We start from the raw sequence: 19,734 nt of genomic DNA, 5'->3' as shown, positions 1-19,734 counted from the left end.
GTCTCCAAGGAGGCAATGGGCGTTGCGCAGCACGATGCCGCGCGCTGTGCTAGCGATGGCGCCGCTCAGGTCTTGTAGTGCAGCGCCCAGAGCCAGAGCGGCCGCGGCGTCAGCAGCATCGAGAGCACCAGGCCCGCGCGAAGCGAAAATCTCTCCCGCCAGGGAACATCGGGCGAAAGGAAGGCTCGCCATGCGTTCATGCGTTCGCCATCCCGCGCATAGCGCACGGCCACCACCAGCATGTATCGGTTGAAGCGCTTGCGCTTCGCGGCTTCCATTTCGGGGGGCACGCGCAACTCGCGCGCCAGCTCGTAGGCCCGGTGAGCGTCGACGCCGCGCCCGGCGCTCGTGACGGATCCGGCCTGCACCCGGTAGCGGGACACGGTTTGCCCAATGAAGCGCGCCCAGCCGCCGCTGTTGGCCAGACGCACCGAAAAAGCCCAGTCCCCCACGTTGCCGTCGCGTTCGCCGCGCATGTATTGCAGATAGGTCGCCCTCTCCACCAGGAAGGCATCGGGGGGGATGGATTCCGTCAGGCACCACTCCCACACCGGCCGCGTCGCGCCCGGGCCCTGTCTGCCGAACCACTGGTCGCTGGCGGCGGATCGCTCGGGGTCGACCACGCCCGCCGCGTCCATGATCAGGTGCGTGCCGAACCACAGCTTCGCGCGCGGATCGGTCTCGCTGACGCAGGCATTCGCCAGCAGGCTCAGTGCACCGGGACAAAGCTGGTCGTCGTTGTGCAGGAAAAGCAGATGGTCGAACTTCGCCCGCGAAGCCAGGAACCATTGGTTGGGGTAGGTCCCCTTGGACGGCTCGCTCGGCAGATATTCGATGAGCTCCGCCAGGCCGCTCGCAGCGATGACCGCCTGGTTGCTTGCCCAGTAGGAGCGCGGACTGTCGTCGCCGATGATGATCTCGCCGATCAGCGAGCGGTCCTGCTGCGCGATGCTTTCCAGCGCCTCACTCAACTGTTCCGGCCGCGCGTAGGCCGGGATGAGGATGGAGATCAACACGGCGCAGCCGATGCCAGCGCTGCATGCTGCTCCAGAATCAGCCGCACCGCGGAGATCACGTCGCCGACGTCCTGATCGCTCAGCTTGGCCGAGATCGGCAGCGAGACGGTCCGCCTGCCCACGCGCGTGGCATGCGGCGTGTCCTCGGGCCGCCAGCCGAAGTTTTGCTGATAGTAGGGATGCTCGGTCAGCGCCAGGTAGTGCACGCCGACGCCGATGCCCTGCGCCGTCATGGCGTTGAGGAAGTCGTCGCGCGAGATGCCGCAACGCGCCGCGTCGATCTGCACGTTGAAAAGATGGTGCGCGTGGCGCGTGTCCGGCGCCGGCTTCGGGGGCAGTGCCAGCGGAAGGTCCGCCAGTTCGTCGCCGTAGCGCTTCCAGATGGCCTTGCGCCGCTGCCAGTAGGCCTCCACGCGCGCCAACTGCTTGAGGCCGATCGCCGCCTGCAGGTCCATCATGTTGTATTTGAACCCGGCTTCGACGACGTAGTAGTGCTTGTAGCCCTCGTCGCCGAAGCGCTTCCACGCGTCCTTGCTCATTCCGTGCAGGCCGAGCACCTTGATGCGGGCGGCGTCCTCCTCCTTGCGTGCCAGGACCATGCCGCCCTCGCCGGTGACGACGTTCTTGGTCACGTAGAACGAGAAGCAGCCGAAGTCGCCGATCGTGCCGACGTTCTGGCCGTGGTACTGCGTTTCGATGGCATGCGCGCAGTCCTCAATGACCTTGAGTTCATACTGCCGCGCCAGCGACATCAGCTCGTCCATTTCGCAGGGCCGCCCTGCAAAATGAACCGGCACGATGGCTCGCGTGCGCTTGCTCAACTTGGCGCGCACCTGCGCCGGATCGATGTTCAGCGTGTCGGGATCGATGTCGGCCAGCACCGGCGTCGCTCCGGTATGGATGATGGCATTGACCGTTGCGCAGAAAGTCAGCGGCGTGGTGATGACCTCGTCGCCCGGCCCGACGCCGGAGGCCAGCAAGGAAAGATGCAGGGCGGCGGAGCAGGAGTTCAGCGCAACGGCATGCGCGGCGCCGCGGTACAGGCCGAACTCATGCTCGAACTGCGCCACCCGCGGACCTGTGCCGAGCCAGCCCGATCGCATGACCGCCTCGACCTCCAGAATCTCGTCCTCTTCGATCTTCGGGGAACCGAAGACCAAGAAATTGTCCTTGCTTCGTATCGGCATCGAGTCCCCCGCTTACGCGGACAAATGCTTCTGCTCTTGAGTCGAACACTAGTACGAAATGTCGCACCCTTAACAGTATGTGATGTCGGACAACTGCTCGCCTTGCCATGGCAGTTGCGCGGTATTTCAGAACAAGGACGCGGTATCGCTCTGCGGCCTTGCGCCTTCGATCATCAGCATCTTGAGCTTCGCCGTCGCGCCGCCGTGCGCCGAGAAGCCGCCGGGCTTTCCGCCGGCGGCGAGCACGCGATGGCAGGGCACCACCGGCGCGAAAGGGTTGTGGCCCAGCGCCTGGCCGACGGCGCGCGCCAGGCCCTTGTCGCCGAGCTCGGCGGCGATCTCGCCGTAGCTGCGCGTGCAGCCCGGCACGATGCGGCGTGCGATCTCGTAGACGCGGCGATGGAAGTCGGAGACGCCCTCGTAGTCGAGCACGATCTCCGCCAGGTCCAGCGGCTCGCCCGCCATCAGGGCGCGAATCGAGGCCGTCGCCCTCAGCACTTCGGGCGGCGGCTCGGTCTCGTTCAACTGCGCAAAACGCCGCAGCATGCGCGCTCGCGTCGCGCCCTCCCCGGCCTCGGGCAACTGCACGCCGACGATGCCGCGCGGACCCCAGGCGATGCCGCAGGCGCCGATGGCAGTGTCGAACAGTGCGAAACCGGTGTCGTTCATCTCAACCCGGGCAGGCGTTCGCCGTCACGCTGCGTGCGATAGCGTCGGCCAGCTTCGCCGTAGTGCGCTGGGCGCCGCGTGCCAGCGCATCGATGCCGCCACCCTCGACCGGCTCCGACAGCGACAGCTGGCAAGCGAGCGACGGTCCTTGATCGCCGCGGCGCACGGTCCAGCTGAAGCTGGCATCGACGCGCCTGCCTTGCACCGCATCGAATTGCCGCAACTGCACCGCGATGCGCGTCACGGCCTGGCCGCGCGGCGATCCGCTCTTCGTTGCATCGACAGCGCCGAGGCGGCCCGCGATGCCGCTGCTCAAGGCGTCGCGCAGTTCGTTCTCGAACGAGGAGGACCAGCGGTGCTCTTCGAGGATGTCGACCTGCGGCCCGTCGATGGCGGCCTTCTGCCGTACCACCAGCTGCGGGCGCGCGAAGCGCTCGGGCATGGCCACCGGCGCGAGCTCGACGAAGGCAGGCGCCGCGCCCGACGCGGGCATCGCGCCCGGCGTCGCATCGGCCAGGCTGTAGTACTGCGGCGCGGTGCTGGCGCAGCCCGCCAGCAGCACGGCAGCGAGCAAGGCCGCCGCCTGGGTGTTTGTCGTTCTCATTTCTTCTTGTCCTCCGGCTTGCCGCGAATCAGCGATTCGGGGTGGCGTTCCAGGTAGTCGGTCAGGATGCGCAGCGACCCGGCCGCGCGCGTGACTTCCTGCAGCGTCTGGCGCATGTCCTGCTGCAGCGGCGAATCGTCGGCCAGCGTCTTGTCGGCGGCGTTGAGCGTCTTGCGCACATCCTTCATGGCGGCCGTCATCTCGGGTGCGACATCGTTGTTCAGCCGGCCTGCAAGCTGCTCGGCGCTGCCGAGCGTTTTGTTGAGCGTAGCCAGAGTCTTGCGCAGATCGGCGCTGATCTCTTCGAAGGGCACCTTGTTGAGCTTGCTCGCGATCTCGCCGATCTGCGCCTGGATCTCGTCCAGGCTGTTGGGCACCGTCGGCATCTCGATCGGGTTCTGGTTGATGTTGATCTTCACCGGCGGCGCCTTCGGGAAGAAGTCGAGCGCCACGTACACCTGGCCCGTGAGCAGGTTGCCCGTGCGAAGCTGCGCCCGCAGCCCCTTGTTGACCAGGAAGCGCAGGCGCTCCGTCTGCGCGTAACGCGACTCGTCCGGCTCGTTGCCCGCGCCGCGGCGCAGGCGATCGGGGTAGACCTGGATCAGCACCGGCATCTTGAACTGGTTCTCCTGGCGATCGAACTCGACGCCGATGGACTTGACCTCGCCGATCTCCACGCCGCGGAAGTCGACCACCGCGCCCGGCGAAAGGCCGCGCAGCGACTGGTTGAAGTACAAGAGCAGCGTCTGCGAGGGCCCGTCCGGTGCCTTCATCGCCGCGGTTTCGTCGGCGGCCAGCGTGAACGCGGCGTTCTCCTGCGCTGCCGGGCCCATCGCATCGTCGGGCGCCTGGAAGGCGATGCCGCCCAGCAGCACGGTGGCCAGCGACTGGGTGCGCAGCTTGACGCCGCTCGCGCTCAGCTCCACGTCGAAGCCGCTCGCATGCCAGAAGCGCGTGTTGACGCCGACGAGCTTGTCGTAGGGCGCATTGACGAACACGCGCAGCGTAACGCCGCGGCCGTCGCCGTCGAGCTCGTAGGCCGCCAGCTGGCCCACCTTGATGCGCCTGAAATACACCGGCGAGCCGATGTCGAGCGAGCCCACGTCGCGGGCGCGCAGCAGGTACTGCCGCCCCGAGGCATCGCGCGTGACGATCGGCGGCACCTCGAGTCCGGTGAACTCGCCGGCCGTCTCTTTCGAGCTGCCGGCGTCGGCACCGATGTAGGCGCCCGACAGCAAGGTGCCGAGGCCCGAGATGCCCGAGGTGTCGAGCCGCGGCCGCACCACCCAGAAGCGCGTGTCCTCGGCGGTGAAGCTCTTGGCCTCTTTCGTGAGCTGCACCAGCACGCGCACATGCGAGCGGTCGCCGGCCAGCCGAATGGTCTGCACCGTGCCGATCTGCACGTCCTTGTACTTGACCGCGGTCTTGCCGGCCTCCAGTCCCTCGGCGGTCTTGAAGGTCAGCACCACTTCGGGCCCGCGATCGAGCAGGATGCGCGCGACCAGCGCGATGCCGACCAGCGCCGCCACGATGGGAATCAGCCAGATCAGCGAGGGCAGCCAGTTGCGGCGCTTCACGACGACCGGTTCGGCCAGCGAGGGCGCCGACGTCTTGTCTTCATCGCTCATTGGAGTACCTTCGTGCTTCGCACTGCGGTGCGAGCTTGCTTGGAGCGGCCGCAGCGCTCATGCGGTTCTTTCGTTTCTTGCGTGCATGTCGTGTGCGGGCGCCGTTTCGTTCATGACGTCCTCGCTGTCCCAGGTGAGGCGCGGATCGAAGCTCAGCGAGGCCAGCATCGTCAGCACCACCACCGCGCCGAAGGCGGCGATGCCGACGCCGGCGGTGATTTCGGCAAAACCCTGGATGCGCACCAGGCCGGCCAAGAGCGACACCACGAAGACGTCGAGCATCGACCAGCGGCCGATCACCTCGAGGATGCGATAGAGCCGCGCGCGTTCGAGTTGCCCGGCGGGGCGGTGCCGCTGGGCCATGTAAGCCAGCAGCATCAGCGCGGTCAGCTTGAACAGCGGCACCAGGAAGCTGGCGATGAAGATGATCGCCGCCAGCCCGTAGGCGCCGGAGACCCAGAAGTAGATCACGCCGCTCAGGATGGTGTCGTACTGCGTGCCCAGCAAACTCTTGGTGATCATCACCGGCAGCAGGTTGGCCGGCACGTACATGATGCAGGCCGCGATCAGCAAGGCCCAGGTGCACTGGATGCTGTGAGGCTTGCGGCGATGCAGGTGCGTGCCGCAGCGCGCGCAGGCTTCGCTCTCCGCGGCGCCCTGCCAGACCGTGCCGCAGTGGTGGCAGCTCAAGAGCCCGAGCTGCGCCGCCGTCCTGATCGGCGCCGTTGCCGTCATGCCTTCTGCCCCGGCCGCGGCTCGAAGGCCATTTCCCAGAAGGTGCGCGGGTTGAAGGACAGCACCGCCGTCAGCAGCACCGTGAGGCCGATGAAGGCCCACAGCGCCGGTCCGGCCACCACCTGCGCCAGGCTCGAGAGCTTGACGATGGCCACCAGCACGCCGAGCAGAAAGACCTCGATCATTCCCCACGGCCTGAGCGACTGCAGGATCCGCACCAGCACGCCGAAGCCGGCCGGCCGCCGCTCGCGCGCCATCGGCACCAGCAAATAGAACAGGATGCACAGCTGCAGCAAGGGAAAGAGGATGGTGGTGCCCAGCACCAGCAGCGCCACCACCGACATGCCCTCGGTGCTGAGCACGATCACCGCGCCGGCCAGCGTGGTCTCGCTGCTGAGGCCCCGCAACTCGATCTCGACGATCGGAAACAGGTTGGCGATCGCGAACAGGATCAGGCTCGCCACCGTGAGCGGCAGCACGCGCGCGCCCTGGTCGCCCGCATGCCGGTCGAGCTCGGTGCCGCAGCGGGCGCAATGCGAGACTTCGCGCGGGCGCAGCGGCGTGCGGCGGTAGACCGCGTCGCAGCCCTCGCAGACGATGGCGTCGGGAACTTCCTTCATGGTCGTGAACGGCTATTGTCCGCGAGCCGCGCCGACAGGTAGTCGAGCACGGCGCGCACCCGCGCCGGCAGCCGGCCGGGCTTGCCGAGGTAGACGGCATGCACCGGCGTCATGTCGCGCGGATTGAATTCCTCCAGCACCGGCACCAGGCGGCCGGCGTCGATGTCGGGCTGGATGTGATAGAGCGAGAGCCGGCCCAGCCCGACGCCTTCCAGCACCAGCCGGCGCAGTGTTTCTCCATCGCCGGCACGCACCGAGCCCACGACCGGCATGTCGAGCGGGCGCCCGTCGACCACGAGCGGCCAGTCGGGCGCGCTGCGGTGGTAGCTGGAGCCGATGCGGTTGTGCGCTTCCAGCTCCTGCGGCGTGCGCGGCGTGCCGTAGCGTTCCAGGTACGCGGGCGAAGCGACGATGGCCTGCCCCGTGTCGAAGAGATGGCGCGCCACCAGGTCGGACGGCGGCAACGGACCCCAGCGGATCGCGATGTCGGTGCGCTCGTCCATCAGGTCGACCACGCGATCGGTCAGCACGATGTCCAGCGTCACCTGCGGATGCAGTTCGAGGAAGCGCGGCACCAGCGGCATCAGCAGGCGGTGGCCGAAGGAGATGCTGGCGTTGATGCGCACGCGCCCGCGCGGCGCGGCGCCGGCCGCGGCGCAGCGCTCGGCCTCGTCCATGTCGGCCAGGACGCGGACGCTGCGCTCGTAGAAGTTCTGGCCCTCGGGCGTGAGCTGCAGCTTGCGCGTGGAGCGGTGCACCAGTTGCGTGGCCAGCCGCGCCTCCAGCCGCGCGACCAGCTTGCTGACGGCCGAAGGCGTCATGCCCAGCACGCGCGCGCCGGCCGAGAAGCTGCCGCGGTCGACCACCTGGACGAAGGCTTCCATCTCGCCGGAGCGGTTGACCTCGATGCGGGGCATGTCAGGTGCGTTCCTCTTCGAGCAGCCTCAGCCGCTCAGTTCCACTCAGCGCGGGCAGCATCGATAGCTCGCGCAGGAGACTCGCTCCAGAACCCCCTGCCGCTACCGCGCAAGCGCAAGAAACACGGGCGTGCTCGCGCCTTCATGAGTACATCAGACGAAACAATTGCTGCGTAGGGCTTTCCGTGTCGGATGAGCAAACTGGGCTCGCCTGCATGTGCGCGCGATGCGAGCTCAGGCAGGGTGTTGCAAGCCTCTTGGAGCTCAACGGTTCGATAAGGCATCTGCTCCTTTCCATACAGGCTTTGCATTATGCGGAAGGACGGCCCTTCGAGTTTCGCATTCGTGACTTCAACTCACCAATGCTTGTCCATTTGCCATCCTAGTCAAGGCAAGCCGATGCCCGCACAGTACGAGGCATCATGCCCATCGCCCTCCTCGCCCTCACCGCCGGTGCCTTCGGAATAGGCACCACCGAATTCGTCATCATGGGCCTGCTGCTGCAGGTCTCGGCGGATCTTCATGTCTCCATCGCGGCCGCCGGCCTGCTGATCTCGGGCTATGCGCTCGGGGTGGCGGTCGGCGCGCCGCTGCTCACCATCGCCACCCGCCGCGTGCCGCGCAAGACCGTGCTGCTCGCGCTGATGGCGATCTTCACGCTCGGCAACATCGCCTGTGCGCTGGCGCCCAGCTACGAGATGCTGATGGCCGCGCGCGTGATCACCTCGCTCGCGCACGGCACCTTCTTCGGCGTCGGCTCCGTCGTTGCCACCGGACTGGTCGCTCCGGAAAAGCGCGCCTCGGCGATCGCAATCATGTTCACCGGCCTCACGGCCGCGACCATGCTCGGCGTGCCGGCCGGCGCCTGGCTGGGCCTGCAGTTCGGCTGGCGCTCGACCTTCTGGGCCGTGGCGCTGATCGGCGTCTTCGCCCTCGCCGTGCTCGCGGTCTTCGTGCCGCGCGATCGGGCCGCCGACAAGCAGGCCCCCGCCTCGCTCGCCGACGAACTCGCGGTGCTGGCCCGGCCGCAGGTGCTGCTCGGGCTCGCGATGACGGTGCTCGGCTTTGCCGGCGTGTTCGCGGTGTTCACCTACATCCAGCCGCTGCTGACCCGCATCACCGGCTTGTCCGAAGCGGCGGTGTCGCCGATCCTGCTGCTCTTCGGTGGCGGCCTCGCGGTGGGCAACATCCTCGGCGGCAAGCTGGCCGACCGCGCGCAGATGCCGGCCGTGCTGGGCACGCTGGTGGCGCTCGCCGTGGTGCTGGCCGTGATGCAGCCGGCGCTCCACTCGGGCGTGACGGCGGCGCTCTTCGTCGGCCTGCTCGGCATCGCTTCCTTCGCCACGGTCGCGCCACTCCAGCTGCGCGTGCTCGAGAAGGCATCCGGCGCCGGGCAGAACCTGGCGTCCAGCCTCAACATCGCGGCCTTCAATCTCGGCAATGCGCTCGGCGCCTGGGTCGGCGGCATGGTGATCGACCGCGGCCCGGGGCTAGGCGCACTCGGCTGGGTCGCCGCGCTGCTGACGCTGGCAGGCCTCGCGATCGCGCTCTGGAGCCGTGCGCTCGACCGGCGCGAGCTGCCGCTAGCCTGCGCGCCCGCACGCACCTGACTCATTCATTCCAACTGCAAGGACTCGTCATGGAACATCGCTATCTCGGCAACTCCGGCTTCAAGGTGCCGGCCCTCGGCTTCGGCGCCGGCACCTTCGGCGGCCAGGGCCCGCTCTTCAGCGCCTGGGGCAACACCGACGTCGCCGGCGCGCGCCGCATTGTCGACATCTGCCTCGAGGCCGGCGTCAACCTCTTCGACAGCGCCGACGTGTACTCGAGCGGCGCCTCCGAATCGATCCTCGGCGCCGCGGTGCAGGGCCGGCGCGACAAGGTGATCCTCTCGACCAAGCTCTCGCTGCGCGCGGGCGACGGGCCGAACGACGTCGGCTCCTCGCGCCATCACCTGATCGCCGGCACCGACGCCGCGCTCAAGCGCCTGGGCACCGACTACATCGACCTGCTGCAGCTGCACGCCTTCGATGCGATGACGCCGGTCGAACAGGTGCTCGGCACGCTCGACGACCTCGTGCGCGCGGGCAAGGTGCGCTACATCGGCGTCTCCAACTTCTCGGGCTGGCAGTTGATGAAGTCGCTGGCCGCGTCGGACCGGTTGGGCCTTTCGCGCTACGTCGCGAACCAGACTTACTACTCGCTGGTAGGACGTGACTACGAATGGGAGCTGATGCCGCTCGCCATCGACCAGGGCGTGGGCGCGATCGTCTGGAGCCCGCTGGGCTGGGGCCGCCTGACCGGCAAGATCCGGCGCGGCCAGCCGCTGCCCGCGGGCAGCCGGCTGCACGACACCGCCGGCTTCGCGCCGCCGGTGGTCGACGAGCGCCTGTACCGCGTGGTCGATGCGATGGACCAGGTGGCCGAGGAAACCGGCAAGACCTTGCCGCAGATCGCGCTCAACTGGCTGCTGCAGCGTCCCACCGTGGCCAGCGTGCTGATCGGCGCGCGCGACGAGGAACAACTCAAGCAGAACCTGGGCGCGCTCGGCTGGCAGCTCACGACGGAGCAGGTCGAGAGACTCGATGCGGCCAGCGCGGTCACGCCGCCCTACCCCTACTACCCTTACTGGAACGGGCAGTTCGCGGAGCGCAGTCCGGCGCCGGTCTGAGCCGCCTATCCGACCGTGCCGAAGTTGCTCTCGCCGAACTGCGATTGCGTCGCGGCCTTCACCAGCTGAACCCTGTTGCGCGCCGAGAAGCGCCGTCGCAATTGGCGCATGTGGTAATCCACCGTGTGCGCCGACAGCTGCATGCGGTAGGCGATCTCCTTGTCGCTGCGGCCCTGCAGCAGGTGTTCGAGGATGTACTGCTGCGTGGGCGAGAGCTGCGACAGGTCGATGCGTGCCGCCGCCGGCGCCGCCGGCAGGCGCGCATGGCGCGACAGGTACTCATGCACGCTCAGGCTGAGCAGCAGCGCACGGCCCGTCACGCCGCCGTCGATCCACTCGCGTCCGGGCGTGCTGGACAGGAGGCTGATCAGCGTGTGCTCGTTGACGTGAGTGGGCGAAGCGAGGCGAAGGAACAGCCCGCTGCGGATGCCGCTCGCATGCAGGTCCTCGATGAACTGCCGGCACTGGGCCGGACGATCGGAGCGGTCGAACTGTGCCTCCAGCTGGTCGACGTCCCAGACCAGCGGCAGGCTCGAGGCCGGCGCATCCTGGTGCCGCGTGTCGACCTGGTTGTGCCGGTGCGCGAAGTAGCGCCGCATCCACCCGGCGTTGGCATAGCTGGTGAAGAAACTCAGCGGCCACAGGCGCCCCGCCATGAAAGTGACGGCGCCGTAGCCCAGCCACTCGAAGCCGATCTGGTGCAGCAGGCCGCGCACGAGGCGCGCGCGTGCCTCCACATCGCCCGCCTCGACCAGCTCGCCGACGATGCCCGACGGCTCCGCGCGGCCCCTGACCATCGACGGCATCACCGACAGGTCCTCGTCCGCGTAGAGATGCGGCTGCGGTCCCTCGAGCTCGGGCCGCGGGTCGCGCCCGGGCTGCGCGAGATCCGCATCGGGATCGAGCGAGGAAGCGGCGGCGCGCTGCAGCAACGACGAAAGAATCATCGGTGGCACCTCGACGCGCGTTCGGCGTGAATAGATTTCATGGTGATCCAGCCCGCAAGGGCTTCCAGATATCGTGTCGAAACCGGAGCTCTTCTCCTCAACGCAAATTACCAAACGCCCGTGACGGCGCCTTGTAAATTCTTAGCTTCCGACGCCGAGCGACGCGCCTTCCACGGGTGCGGGCTGCCTCGAAAGCAGCTCGTCGATGGCGATCTGAATGCTTTCGTAAGCACGTGCGCGGCTGCGCGGCGACGGAAGGTAATGGTTGAAGTAGCTGTTGCCTTCCACAGGCACGCCCAGCAGCGTGATCGCGCGCACAGAGAGGCCGGTCGCATCGATCGGATGGCCCGACCGGTCGATGCAGGCCGGTGACGCGGGCGTCGCGGCAACCAGGCCCGAGCGAAACATCGCCGAAAGAAGAGAAGGCCCATCGCGCTCCGGCACGGGCTTCGGGGCGCGGCCTTCCACCCACTGTTCGAGGACGCTCACGAGCGGCGCGTCGAAAACGCGGCTGCGCGCGCGCCACAAGCCGCGCGCGGGATCGCGCTCGATCGCCGGCGACGGCCCGAGTTCCGGCCGCAGCAGGCCGCATCGCATCAGCGCCAGCCACTCCCGGCCGCGCGACACCGGCGGGCCGACCACCAGTTGTTGAATGCGCGGCGCGACGCGGCCGTGGAACAGGCGTCGCGAGGCCGGTGCGAGCGCATCGAACTCCACGCCCTCGCGAATGAAAGGCCGCAGCACGCGCAGCATCTCCAAGGCGTACTTGTACGGACTGCCCGCCTCGCCCTTGCGTGCCTCTGCCACGTCGAAGTCCAGGCGCTCTTCGAAGCCGGCAGCAAAGGCGGCGGCCGAATCCCAGCTGGCGTGCGGGTCGGGCATCAGCAGCTGCTCGGGGCAGAACGACGCCATCGCCGGCCATCGATGGAGGCACGCCTCGCGCACGTCGGAGAAAGCCAGCGCGGACAACGCTTCGTGGCACGCCGCGGCGGCCTGCTCGCCCTGCGCGATCGCCAGCGCGCGGAACAGGTAGGCAGACCGCATCTCGGCGCAGATCGGTGCGAGCACGTCTTCTTCGAGCTGCAGGCCCGCCCTGCCCCGCACCGCGCGTCGAACGGCGAGGTGCGCTTCGGTGCAGAAGAGTGGGCGATACACGGTCGAGAGATCCAAGGGCACCGCGGGTCGGCATGCGAAGGGCGTGCCGGTGCGCGAGTGAACGTACATCACGGGCTCCCTGCCGCTGGGCAGGTAGCGCAGCGCACCGTCGCCGCCCTCGATGAAGCGCCCGCCGCGGCCATGCGTGAGTGACGCCACGACATCGACGGCCACGAGACCGATGCCGGCAATGCCCACGGCGCTCCCGGGCTCGATGCGCTCGAGTCCGGCAACCGGATAGGCGGCGATCGCTGCCACGCTCGGCGGCGGGTCAGGCGAATCCGCGAGCCCGTGGCCGGTGCAGACGAATGCGTGGTCCACGGTCAGCGAAGAAGCGTCGTCGAGCACGACGCGAACCCGGCCTTTGGCCGCGAGCGAGAGCTCCGACACCGACGCGCGCACCATGCGCAGCGCGAGGTTGCAAGGCGCTTGCCTCTGCAGCACCTCGACCACGTGGCGCAGGTATTCGCCGAAGAGCGCCCGCGGCAGGAAGCCGTGGGGATCGGCATCGATGCCGCGCGCCGCCCGCAGCCATTCCACGAAGCTCGCGGCGCCGGGCAGCGGTGCCTCGCCGAAGTGGGAGGCGCTGAAGCTGTCGATCTGGCCCGACACGGTGTTGAGGAGCAGAAACGAAGGCAGCTCCGGCCGGTGCACGCCCGGTCCCGGCCCGGCAGGATCGATGACATTCACCGCGACCTGCAGCTCCGGCCGCCGCCGCGCCGTCGTCACCAGGCGGTCCAGCACGGCCACGCCCCAGGGCCCGGCGCCGACGATGGCGAGTTCAATCGTCATGAACGCGCGCCCTGCCCTTGCGCGGCGCCGGCGGGCGGCGCTGTCCCGCCCTTCCAGGTGATCAAGGCCACGCCGCCGAGGATCAGCGCCGCGGCCAGCACGACGTTCCAGCCGAGCGGCTCCGACAGGAAGAAGACGCCGAGCAGCACGCTGACCAGCGCACGCAGGTAGGCATTGCTGGTCGTGGCCACCGAGCCCAGCGTGCGGATGAGCCGGAAGAAGATCACGCTGGCCAGTGCGGTCGAGAGCAGCGCCAGACCGAGCGCAGCCAACGTGGTCTCGAGGCCGGGCGCGAGGGTCCATGGCCGGTCCACCGCTAGGCTGATCGGAACCATCAGCATGCTGCCGCACAGCAGCGAGGCCGCCGCCGTCACCAGCGGCGGCTGGTCGTCGAAGCGGTGGCCGAAAACCGCGCCGCAGGCATAGGACACGCTCGCGCCGAGCACGGCCAGCACCGCGAGCAGGTTCGCGCCTTCGAGCGCGCCGATTGCCTCCACGCCGGCGATCACGAGCACGCCGAGCAGCCCCAGCACGACGCCCGCGAACTTGCGCGGCACGAAGGGCGCCGAGCCGAGCACGAAAACCGACAGCATGAACGCGAACATCGGCACCGTCGAATTGATGACGCCAGCCAGGCTGCTTGCGATGTGCAGCTCGCCCCAGCTGATCAGCGTGAAGGGCAGCGCGCCCTGCAGCAGGCCTTGCACGAAGAGCTCGCCCCAGCGGCGCAAGCTGCGCGGGAACGCGAGGCCGTTGGCGGCCGCCAGCGCTGCGAGCACCAGCCCGCCGATGAGGACGCGAAGCGCGACCAGCGAGGCCGGCGGGTAATCCGCGAGCGCCACCTTGATGAGCGTGAACGAGCCGCCCCACAGCGTGGCGAGCACCAGCAGCAAGGCGTACTCCGCGGGCGGCGGCGGCTTCGTTGCCTCAGGCATGGCAAAGCATCTCCAGGTGATGGCTGTAGTCCTCGGCCACGCGCTCCACCGCGGTTGGCGACAGGAGGCCGGCACGGTACTGGATCTCGAGGTTCGTGACATCGCTGTGGTCGCGCACCAGGAACAGCAGGTCGTACTTGAGCCGGTAGCCGCGATCGGCATGCCGCAGCGTCGCGGCTGAACCGGTGGCCTTGTTCGGCATGAAGTTGAGCGAGAAGCCGGTCAGCGGATTGCGGTCCGGGTCGAAGGCGATGCCCAGGTCGTCCAGCAGCTCGTCGAACTGCCAGGCCTGGTGCGCGGCGGCGCCTTCGATCTGCGCGCGGACCGCAGCGAGGAGCTCGCGCGGCGGCATGCCGTGAACCTGCATCAGGCGCAGCGGCACGAGGTTGATGAAGTCGCCGATGGCGCGCGCGATCTGCGGATGGGCGCGGCCCGCCAGGGGCGTGACGATGGCGATGTCCTCGCGCCGCGCGAGCGAGGCCGCGAGCCGGAAATACGCGGCGACGAAGAAGACGTAGGGCGTGCAGCGCTGCCGGCGCGCTGCGCTGTGCAGCATGGCGCGCAGCGGTGCCTCCAGCGATGTCTCGAGCGCCAGGCAGCGCTGCGGATCGGCGCACTCGACCATCGGCGGTACGTAGCGGTGCGCGTAAGGCGGACTCATCAGCGCACGGAAGTACGCGCGCGCCGCATCCAGGCCCGGCCTGCACTGCGCAGATGCTGCCATGTCCCTGAAGGACGGCGGCACCTCGATCTTGTCGCCGGCCAGCTGCGCAGCGAGCTCCTGCGCGAACAGACCCTGGCTGGTGCCGTCGCTCACGAGGTGATGCACCGTCCACAGGAGCTTGCGCGCATCGTCCGGCAGCAGCAGCAGCGTGGCACGGAACATGGGGCCGACGCCGAAGAGCGCGATCGCCTGCTCACCCTCGGCAATGCGCAGGGCTTCGATCGTCGAGGCCAGGCGCGCGTGCGCTTTGGCACTCAGATCGCAGACGCGCACGTCGAAGTCAGAGCCCGGATCGATCGACTGCATCACGGTGCCGCGCTCGTCCTGGGCGAAGCGCAGGCGCAGGCTGTTGTGCTTGAGCGCGATCTCGGCGAGCGCGTGCTGCAGCGCATGGCGGCCGGTGGCGGGCGGCAGGTCGAAGACAGCGACCATATTGCACCAGTTGCGATTGCCGCCTGCGCAGAAGGTGCGGAAGTAGCGGCGCTGCTGCGGGCTGAGTTCGAACCAGGTCGTGCGCGGCGCGGCCGGAATGGGCTCGGGAGCCTTGCTGCCATGCGCGCGAAGATGGTTCGCGATCTCGCTCGGCGACGGTGCATGCAGCAAGTCCGCGGGCTGCAGATGCAGTGCCGAGCGCGTTTCGAGCTCGACGCACAGCTGCATCGCGGCCAGCGAATCGCCGCCGAGCGCGAAGAAGTCGTCGGCCGCCCCGACCTGCCCCACGCCGAGCGCGGCCGCCATGGCGTCGGCCACTGCCTGCGCCAGCGCGTCTTCGGGAGGCTGCGCGTCGGGCGAGGCGCTCGCGGGCGCGGGCAGGCGCGATCGATCGAGCTTGCCGTTGGCCGTGACGGGCAGCGCGTCGAGCGCGATGAACCGGCTCGGCACCGCCGCCGCGGGCAATCGCTCGGCCACGTAGGGTCGCAGGCGCCTGCGGACGGCTTCGGCATCGCATGCGGTCGTGAAGTACGCGATCAGCCGAGCATCGCCGGCGTCGTCCGTCACGCAGACCACGGCGGCATCGTCCACGTCCGGGTGGGCTTGCAGCACCGCTGCCACGCCCACCGGCTCGACGCGCGTGCCGAGGATCTTGAGCTGGTGGTCCTTGCGCCCCCGAAGGTGCAGCGCGCCCTGCGCGTCGAGCCAGCCAAGGTCGCCGCTCAGGTAGCCGGGCACGCCCTCGTGCTCGACGAAGTTGCGCGCGGCAGGCTCGGACGGATCGAGGTAGCCGAGCGACCGATGGACGGTCCGGATCAGCACCTCGCCGAGCTGCCCATCGGGCACGGGCGCGACCTCTTCGTCGACGATGCGCACCGAGGTCTGCGGCAGCGGCATGCCGCAGGACTGGATGCCCTCGGGCGCGGGATGGGGGACCAACGCCCAGAACTTGGCGAGCGTCGTCTCCGTCGGACCGTAGAGGTTGTGCACCGCGCTGCGCGCGAAGGCCGCGCGCCAGCGCTCGACCAGCGCGCCGGTGAGCGGCTCGCCGGCAAAGAGCGTGTGGCGCAGCACATCGTTGCGAAAGCCGGCAGGACGCGCGGCCAGGTAGCTCTGGGCGAGCGAGGGCACCGTGTGCATCACGCTGACCTGCATGTCTGCCAGCCACTCCAGCACCTGCGCGGGACTCTGAACCTCGCCCTGCGGCGGGACGCAGCCCGTGACGCCCGCGACGATGGGCAGCAGCAGGTCGCGCAGCGCCACGTCGAAGGACAGGCGCGTGAGCATGCCGACGCGCTCGCTCGGCGCGAGGCCCAGCATCCCCGCCTCCCAGGCCAGGAAGTGCGCGAGTCCGCCGCGCCGGCCGACGATGCCTTTCGGCCGGCCGGTGGTTCCGGAGGTGAAGAAGACGTAGCACGGGGCGTCCTGCGCCACCTGCGGCAGGACCATGTCGCTCAGGCAGAGGCCGGGGGTGCCGGACGAGGCTTCGGCCTCGTCCGGCGTGAAGTCGAAGCTGAGCGCCGGCGCTGCCGCCTGCACCATCGCCTGTTTGCGCTGCGCGGGCAGCGTCGCGTCGACCGGCACCACCACCAAGCCTTCGAGCAGGCAGGCCACCAGCATCGCGACGAGCGACGGCGTGGCGACACCGTGCAGCAGCACGCGCGTCCCCTGCCTGGCGCCGTGTCCACGCAAGCGCTCGATCTGCGCGACGACGCGCTGCTCGAACTCGCTGCGCGTCACGCGACAGGCATCGGCCTGCACCAGCATCTCGGCATGGCCGTGGCGCAAGCCGTGGACCAGCAGCTGCGTCAGCGACGGTGCCGCGAGCGCCGCAGCGTCACGCATCATGCGCTCGCCTCGAACACGTCCGCGAAGCGCCGCGGATGGTAGAGCGCGTGCATCGGATGCGGCCTCTCCTGCAGTGCGCACAGCACCGCCCGCGCCACTTCGGGCGACTGGGCGAAGCCGCCCGTGTTGTGGCCGCCGCTGACGACGAGACGGCCGCCGCTCGCCGCGTCCTGCACTTCGACCAGACCCAGCCCGGAAGGCGTCCAGGGACGGATGCAGTATGCCGGCGTCGCGCCGATCAGGCCGGTGCTGCGCGCGCGGTGGAACTTGTCGCCGAACAAGTCCTCGGCCGTTTGCATCACGCAGCGCGCCAGCTCCTCGAGGTCCGCTGCGCGCACGTCGGCCGCATCGACGCCGACGAAGCCGTGGCCCGAACTGCAATGCAGCACCGGCGCGCCGGACGCATCGCGCCCCGGCACGATGTTGGCACCCTGCGCCGCCGCGCCGCTGCCGAAGCCGCGCCGCCGCACCTTGAGCGGCGAGGACAAGGGCATGCCGTCGTTCGGCAGCGTGACCCACATGCCGACCATCGCGCCGATCGCATCCAGCGCCGCGCTGCGCCCCTCGATGGAGCGGCCGTGCGCGCCCGGACAGATCACGTAGTGCCGCGCGCGGCAGAGCCGTCCGCCGATGACCAGGCCGCTCACCGCACCGGCGCCGTCGTGCCGGATCGCCGTGAGCTGCTGCTGCCACGAGAAGCGCACGCCCAGCTCCTGCAGCAGCCGGATCAGGTTGCGGCCGAAGCGCTGGATATTGAGCGAGAAGCCGCGCACGGCAAGCGCGCCCGCGATCGCGCCGCGGTCGATGGCATCGGCCAATGCGGGCTCGTCCTCGCGCAGGAGCCGCAGGTCGAGTGTGCGGATCAGCGCGCCGATCTCCGCCTCGGCTGTCCGCGCCGCGGCGAAGGAGGCCTGGTCCGGATAGACCCGCAGGAGCCGGCCGATGTAGTGCGCGTCCTGCAGGATCTCGGGATGGAGGCTGAAGATCTCCTGCCAGCGCGCGGCGCTCTGCCGATTGAAGCCGACGATGTCGTTGCCGTAGGCGAGCGCGGCCCACGGCGGCACCTGCTCCAGCTGCCGGATCCATCGGCGCTCGCGCTCGCCAAGATGTTCCGGCGCGCGCGATAGCCAGCCGTCCTGCGACACCTTGGCGCGGAACTGCGTGTGCGTCTGCGGCGTGTAGCGCGGCGAACAGGCGAGGTGCTGCCGCGACTCGTTGAACGAGAAGATCCGCGCATCCCTGCCGCCGAAGGTGGCGCCGGCGCCGCGAGGCCGCTCGTGCTCCGAGGCCAGCGGATCGGCCATGCGCTCCACCACCGAGACATCGAAGCCGTGCGTGCACAGCACGAGTGCCGTCACGAGATTGACTACGCCTGCACCGACGAGGATCACGTCCGCCGGCTGTCCGCCGATCGCCGGCGGGCGGGGCCGGTGCCGCGGGCGGCAAAGCGCTTCGGCCAGGACGAAGGCCTCGTACTCCGCGCGTTCCCAGGTGGAGGCGCAAACCCACGCACAGCGCGCGCCGGGTTGCGGCAGGTCGCGCGCCGGCGCCGCGCTTGCGAGGCGGCAGACGATGAAGCGGCAGTCCGGCAGCAAGGCCTGCAGCGCGGCGACCGCTTCGCCGTCTGCATCGCGCGCGATCACGACATCGGGCGCGAGCAGCGCCAGCTCATCGCCTGCCACATGCGCCGGCCTGGCCGCGAGGTCCGGCCGGTAGACGATGTTGCTGCGCAGGAAGATCTCCACCGACTCGCGCGCGAGCCAGGACATCACCACGATCTTCACCGCGCCCTCTCGGTCGCAGCCATCCGGGGGGCGACGGCATGCCAGCTTTCGTCGGCTTGCACGCGATGGCAGGCCACCCATCGGCCTGCCGTCACGTTCCGCAGCGCCGGCACTTCTTCCGCGCAGCGCGGCAAGGCCTGCGGGCAGCGCGGATGGAAATGGCAGCCTCGGGGCGGGTTCATCGGGGACGGGATCTCTCCCTGGATCGCGACATAGGTCTTTCTGCGCACCTCCAGCCGCGGCGCCTCTTCCAGCAGACCCTGCGTATAGGGGTGCAACGGCTCCTCGAACACATCCTCTGCCGACGAGGATTCCACCACCCGCCCAAGGTACATCACGACCACGCGATCGCTGATGTGCCGCACCACGCCGAGGTCGTGGCTGATGAAGAGATAGGTGAGATCGAGCTCGTCGCGCAGCTTCATGAACAGGTTGATCACCTGCGCCTGGACAGAGACGTCGAGCGCCGCGACCGCCTCGTCGCAGATCAGCAGCGCGGGCTCGACCGCGAGCGCCCGCGCGATGCCGATGCGTGCACGCTGGCCGCCGGAGAACTGGTGTGGAAAGCGCCGCATGAACTGCGGGTCCAGCCCGACCTTCTGCATCAGCTCGGCCACCAGCGCCTGCTGGTTCGAAGCGTCGATCATCCCGTGCGCAACCGGCGCCTCGCCGATGATCTGCTGAACGCGCAGCCGCGGATTGAGACTCGCGTACGGGTCCTGGAAGATCATCTGGATGGCCAGCATCCGGCGCCGCCAGGCCGCGCTGCCGAGCCGGTCTTTGAGCGCCGCGGTGTTCTCGCCCTGCCACCAGCGCTCCCCCTCGGTGAGGCCGTGCAGGCCGGCCGCCACGCGGCCCAGCGTGGACTTGCCGCAGCCGGATTCGCCCACCAGGCCGACCACCTCGCCGCGGCGCACCTCGAGGTCGACGAGGTCGACGGCGTGCACGGTCTGGTCGGCGACCTTTGCGCCCAGCAGGCCCGCCAGGCGGGCCGCCGCATCGGGCTTCTTCACGAAGCGCTTGGAGACCTTGCGAAGTTCCAGCAGAGGGAGGGAGGAAGTGGTTGGCAT

Annotated in this window: 16 protein-coding genes; 2 read left to right on the top strand and 14 right to left on the bottom strand. The window is 69.2% G+C overall.

The genetic code is table 11. From position 1 onward, the window contains the following. Positions 1-65 precede the first annotated feature (65 nt). The 8 genes from BLS74_RS26065 to BLS74_RS26030 all read right to left on the bottom strand — a co-directional run bounded on the left by BLS74_RS26065 (position 66) and on the right by BLS74_RS26030 (position 7,376). Positions 66-1,016 carry a glycosyltransferase family 2 protein gene (locus tag BLS74_RS26065; RefSeq protein WP_170855711.1) on the bottom strand — a complete coding sequence of 317 codons (951 nt, stop codon included), beginning with the start codon at positions 1,014-1,016 and terminating at the stop codon, positions 66-68. Beyond that, positions 1,010-2,176: a DegT/DnrJ/EryC1/StrS family aminotransferase gene (locus BLS74_RS26060; RefSeq protein WP_212733696.1), complete on the bottom strand. Its 1,167-nt coding sequence runs from the start codon at positions 2,174-2,176 to the stop codon at positions 1,010-1,012. Before BLS74_RS26060 ends, BLS74_RS26065 begins: the two co-directional genes overlap by 7 nt. Positions 2,177-2,329: 153 nt before the next feature. Further along, complete coding sequence (locus BLS74_RS26055; RefSeq protein WP_093110063.1) at positions 2,330-2,872, bottom strand: methylated-DNA--[protein]-cysteine S-methyltransferase; 543 nt, start codon at positions 2,870-2,872, stop codon at positions 2,330-2,332. 1 nt (position 2,873) lies between these two features. After that, positions 2,874-3,476 (bottom strand): PqiC family protein, encoded by a 603-nt coding sequence (locus tag BLS74_RS26050; protein ID WP_093110062.1) that lies wholly within the window; start codon positions 3,474-3,476, stop codon positions 2,874-2,876. Beyond that, complete coding sequence (locus BLS74_RS26045) at positions 3,473-5,104, bottom strand: PqiB family protein (protein ID WP_093110061.1); 1,632 nt, start codon at positions 5,102-5,104, stop codon at positions 3,473-3,475. The genes BLS74_RS26050 and BLS74_RS26045 overlap by 4 nt, the downstream gene beginning before the upstream one ends. A 57-nt stretch (positions 5,105-5,161) precedes the next feature. Beyond that, complete coding sequence (locus tag BLS74_RS26040; RefSeq protein ID WP_093110060.1) at positions 5,162-5,839, bottom strand: paraquat-inducible protein A; 678 nt, start codon at positions 5,837-5,839, stop codon at positions 5,162-5,164. Further along, on the bottom strand, positions 5,836-6,459 hold the full coding sequence (locus BLS74_RS26035; RefSeq protein ID WP_093110059.1) for a paraquat-inducible protein A: 624 nt from the start codon (positions 6,457-6,459) through the stop codon (positions 5,836-5,838). The genes BLS74_RS26040 and BLS74_RS26035 overlap by 4 nt, the downstream gene beginning before the upstream one ends. Next, complete coding sequence (locus BLS74_RS26030) at positions 6,456-7,376, bottom strand: LysR family transcriptional regulator (protein WP_093110058.1); 921 nt, start codon at positions 7,374-7,376, stop codon at positions 6,456-6,458. Before BLS74_RS26030 ends, BLS74_RS26035 begins: the two co-directional genes overlap by 4 nt. A 422-nt stretch (positions 7,377-7,798) precedes the next feature. Between BLS74_RS26030 and BLS74_RS26025 the strand changes: the two genes are divergently transcribed. Continuing rightward, positions 7,799-8,986: an MFS transporter gene (locus BLS74_RS26025; RefSeq protein WP_093110057.1), complete on the top strand. Its 1,188-nt coding sequence runs from the start codon at positions 7,799-7,801 to the stop codon at positions 8,984-8,986. Between the two features lie 29 nt (positions 8,987-9,015). Next, the gene (locus BLS74_RS26020) at positions 9,016-10,047 is read left to right on the top strand and encodes an aldo/keto reductase (RefSeq protein WP_093110056.1); all 1,032 of its coding nucleotides are present in this window, start codon (positions 9,016-9,018) and stop codon (positions 10,045-10,047) included. Between the two features lie 5 nt (positions 10,048-10,052). Here the strand turns inward: BLS74_RS26020 and BLS74_RS26015 are convergent, their stop codons facing one another. The 6 genes from BLS74_RS26015 to BLS74_RS25995 form a co-directional block, all read right to left on the bottom strand. Beyond that, entirely contained in the window at positions 10,053-10,994 is a 942-nt protein-coding gene (locus BLS74_RS26015; RefSeq protein ID WP_093110055.1) for a helix-turn-helix transcriptional regulator, read from the bottom strand. A gap of 141 nt (positions 10,995-11,135) precedes the next feature. Further along, on the bottom strand, positions 11,136-12,941 hold the full coding sequence (locus tag BLS74_RS26010; protein WP_093110054.1) for an FAD/NAD(P)-binding protein: 1,806 nt from the start codon (positions 12,939-12,941) through the stop codon (positions 11,136-11,138). After that, on the bottom strand, positions 12,938-13,876 hold the full coding sequence (locus BLS74_RS26005) for a DMT family transporter (protein ID WP_093110053.1): 939 nt from the start codon (positions 13,874-13,876) through the stop codon (positions 12,938-12,940). The genes BLS74_RS26010 and BLS74_RS26005 overlap by 4 nt, the downstream gene beginning before the upstream one ends. Further along, entirely contained in the window at positions 13,869-16,880 is a 3,012-nt protein-coding gene (locus BLS74_RS26000) for an AMP-binding protein (RefSeq protein WP_170855710.1), read from the bottom strand. Before BLS74_RS26000 ends, BLS74_RS26005 begins: the two co-directional genes overlap by 8 nt. Continuing rightward, positions 16,877-18,664 (bottom strand): FAD-dependent oxidoreductase, encoded by a 1,788-nt coding sequence (locus tag BLS74_RS34555; RefSeq protein WP_170855709.1) that lies wholly within the window; start codon positions 18,662-18,664, stop codon positions 16,877-16,879. The genes BLS74_RS26000 and BLS74_RS34555 overlap by 4 nt, the downstream gene beginning before the upstream one ends. Continuing rightward, a complete protein-coding gene (locus tag BLS74_RS25995) occupies positions 18,661-19,734 on the bottom strand; it encodes an ABC transporter ATP-binding protein (protein ID WP_093110051.1) in 1,074 nt (357 codons plus the stop codon). The genes BLS74_RS34555 and BLS74_RS25995 overlap by 4 nt, the downstream gene beginning before the upstream one ends.

The sequence above is a fragment of the Variovorax sp. CF079 genome, assembly GCF_900101545.1.
GTDB lineage: Bacteria > Pseudomonadota > Gammaproteobacteria > Burkholderiales > Burkholderiaceae_C > Variovorax.
Note: the sequence above shows the minus strand (reverse complement) of the source record. Positions and strands in the feature narration are given on the sequence as shown.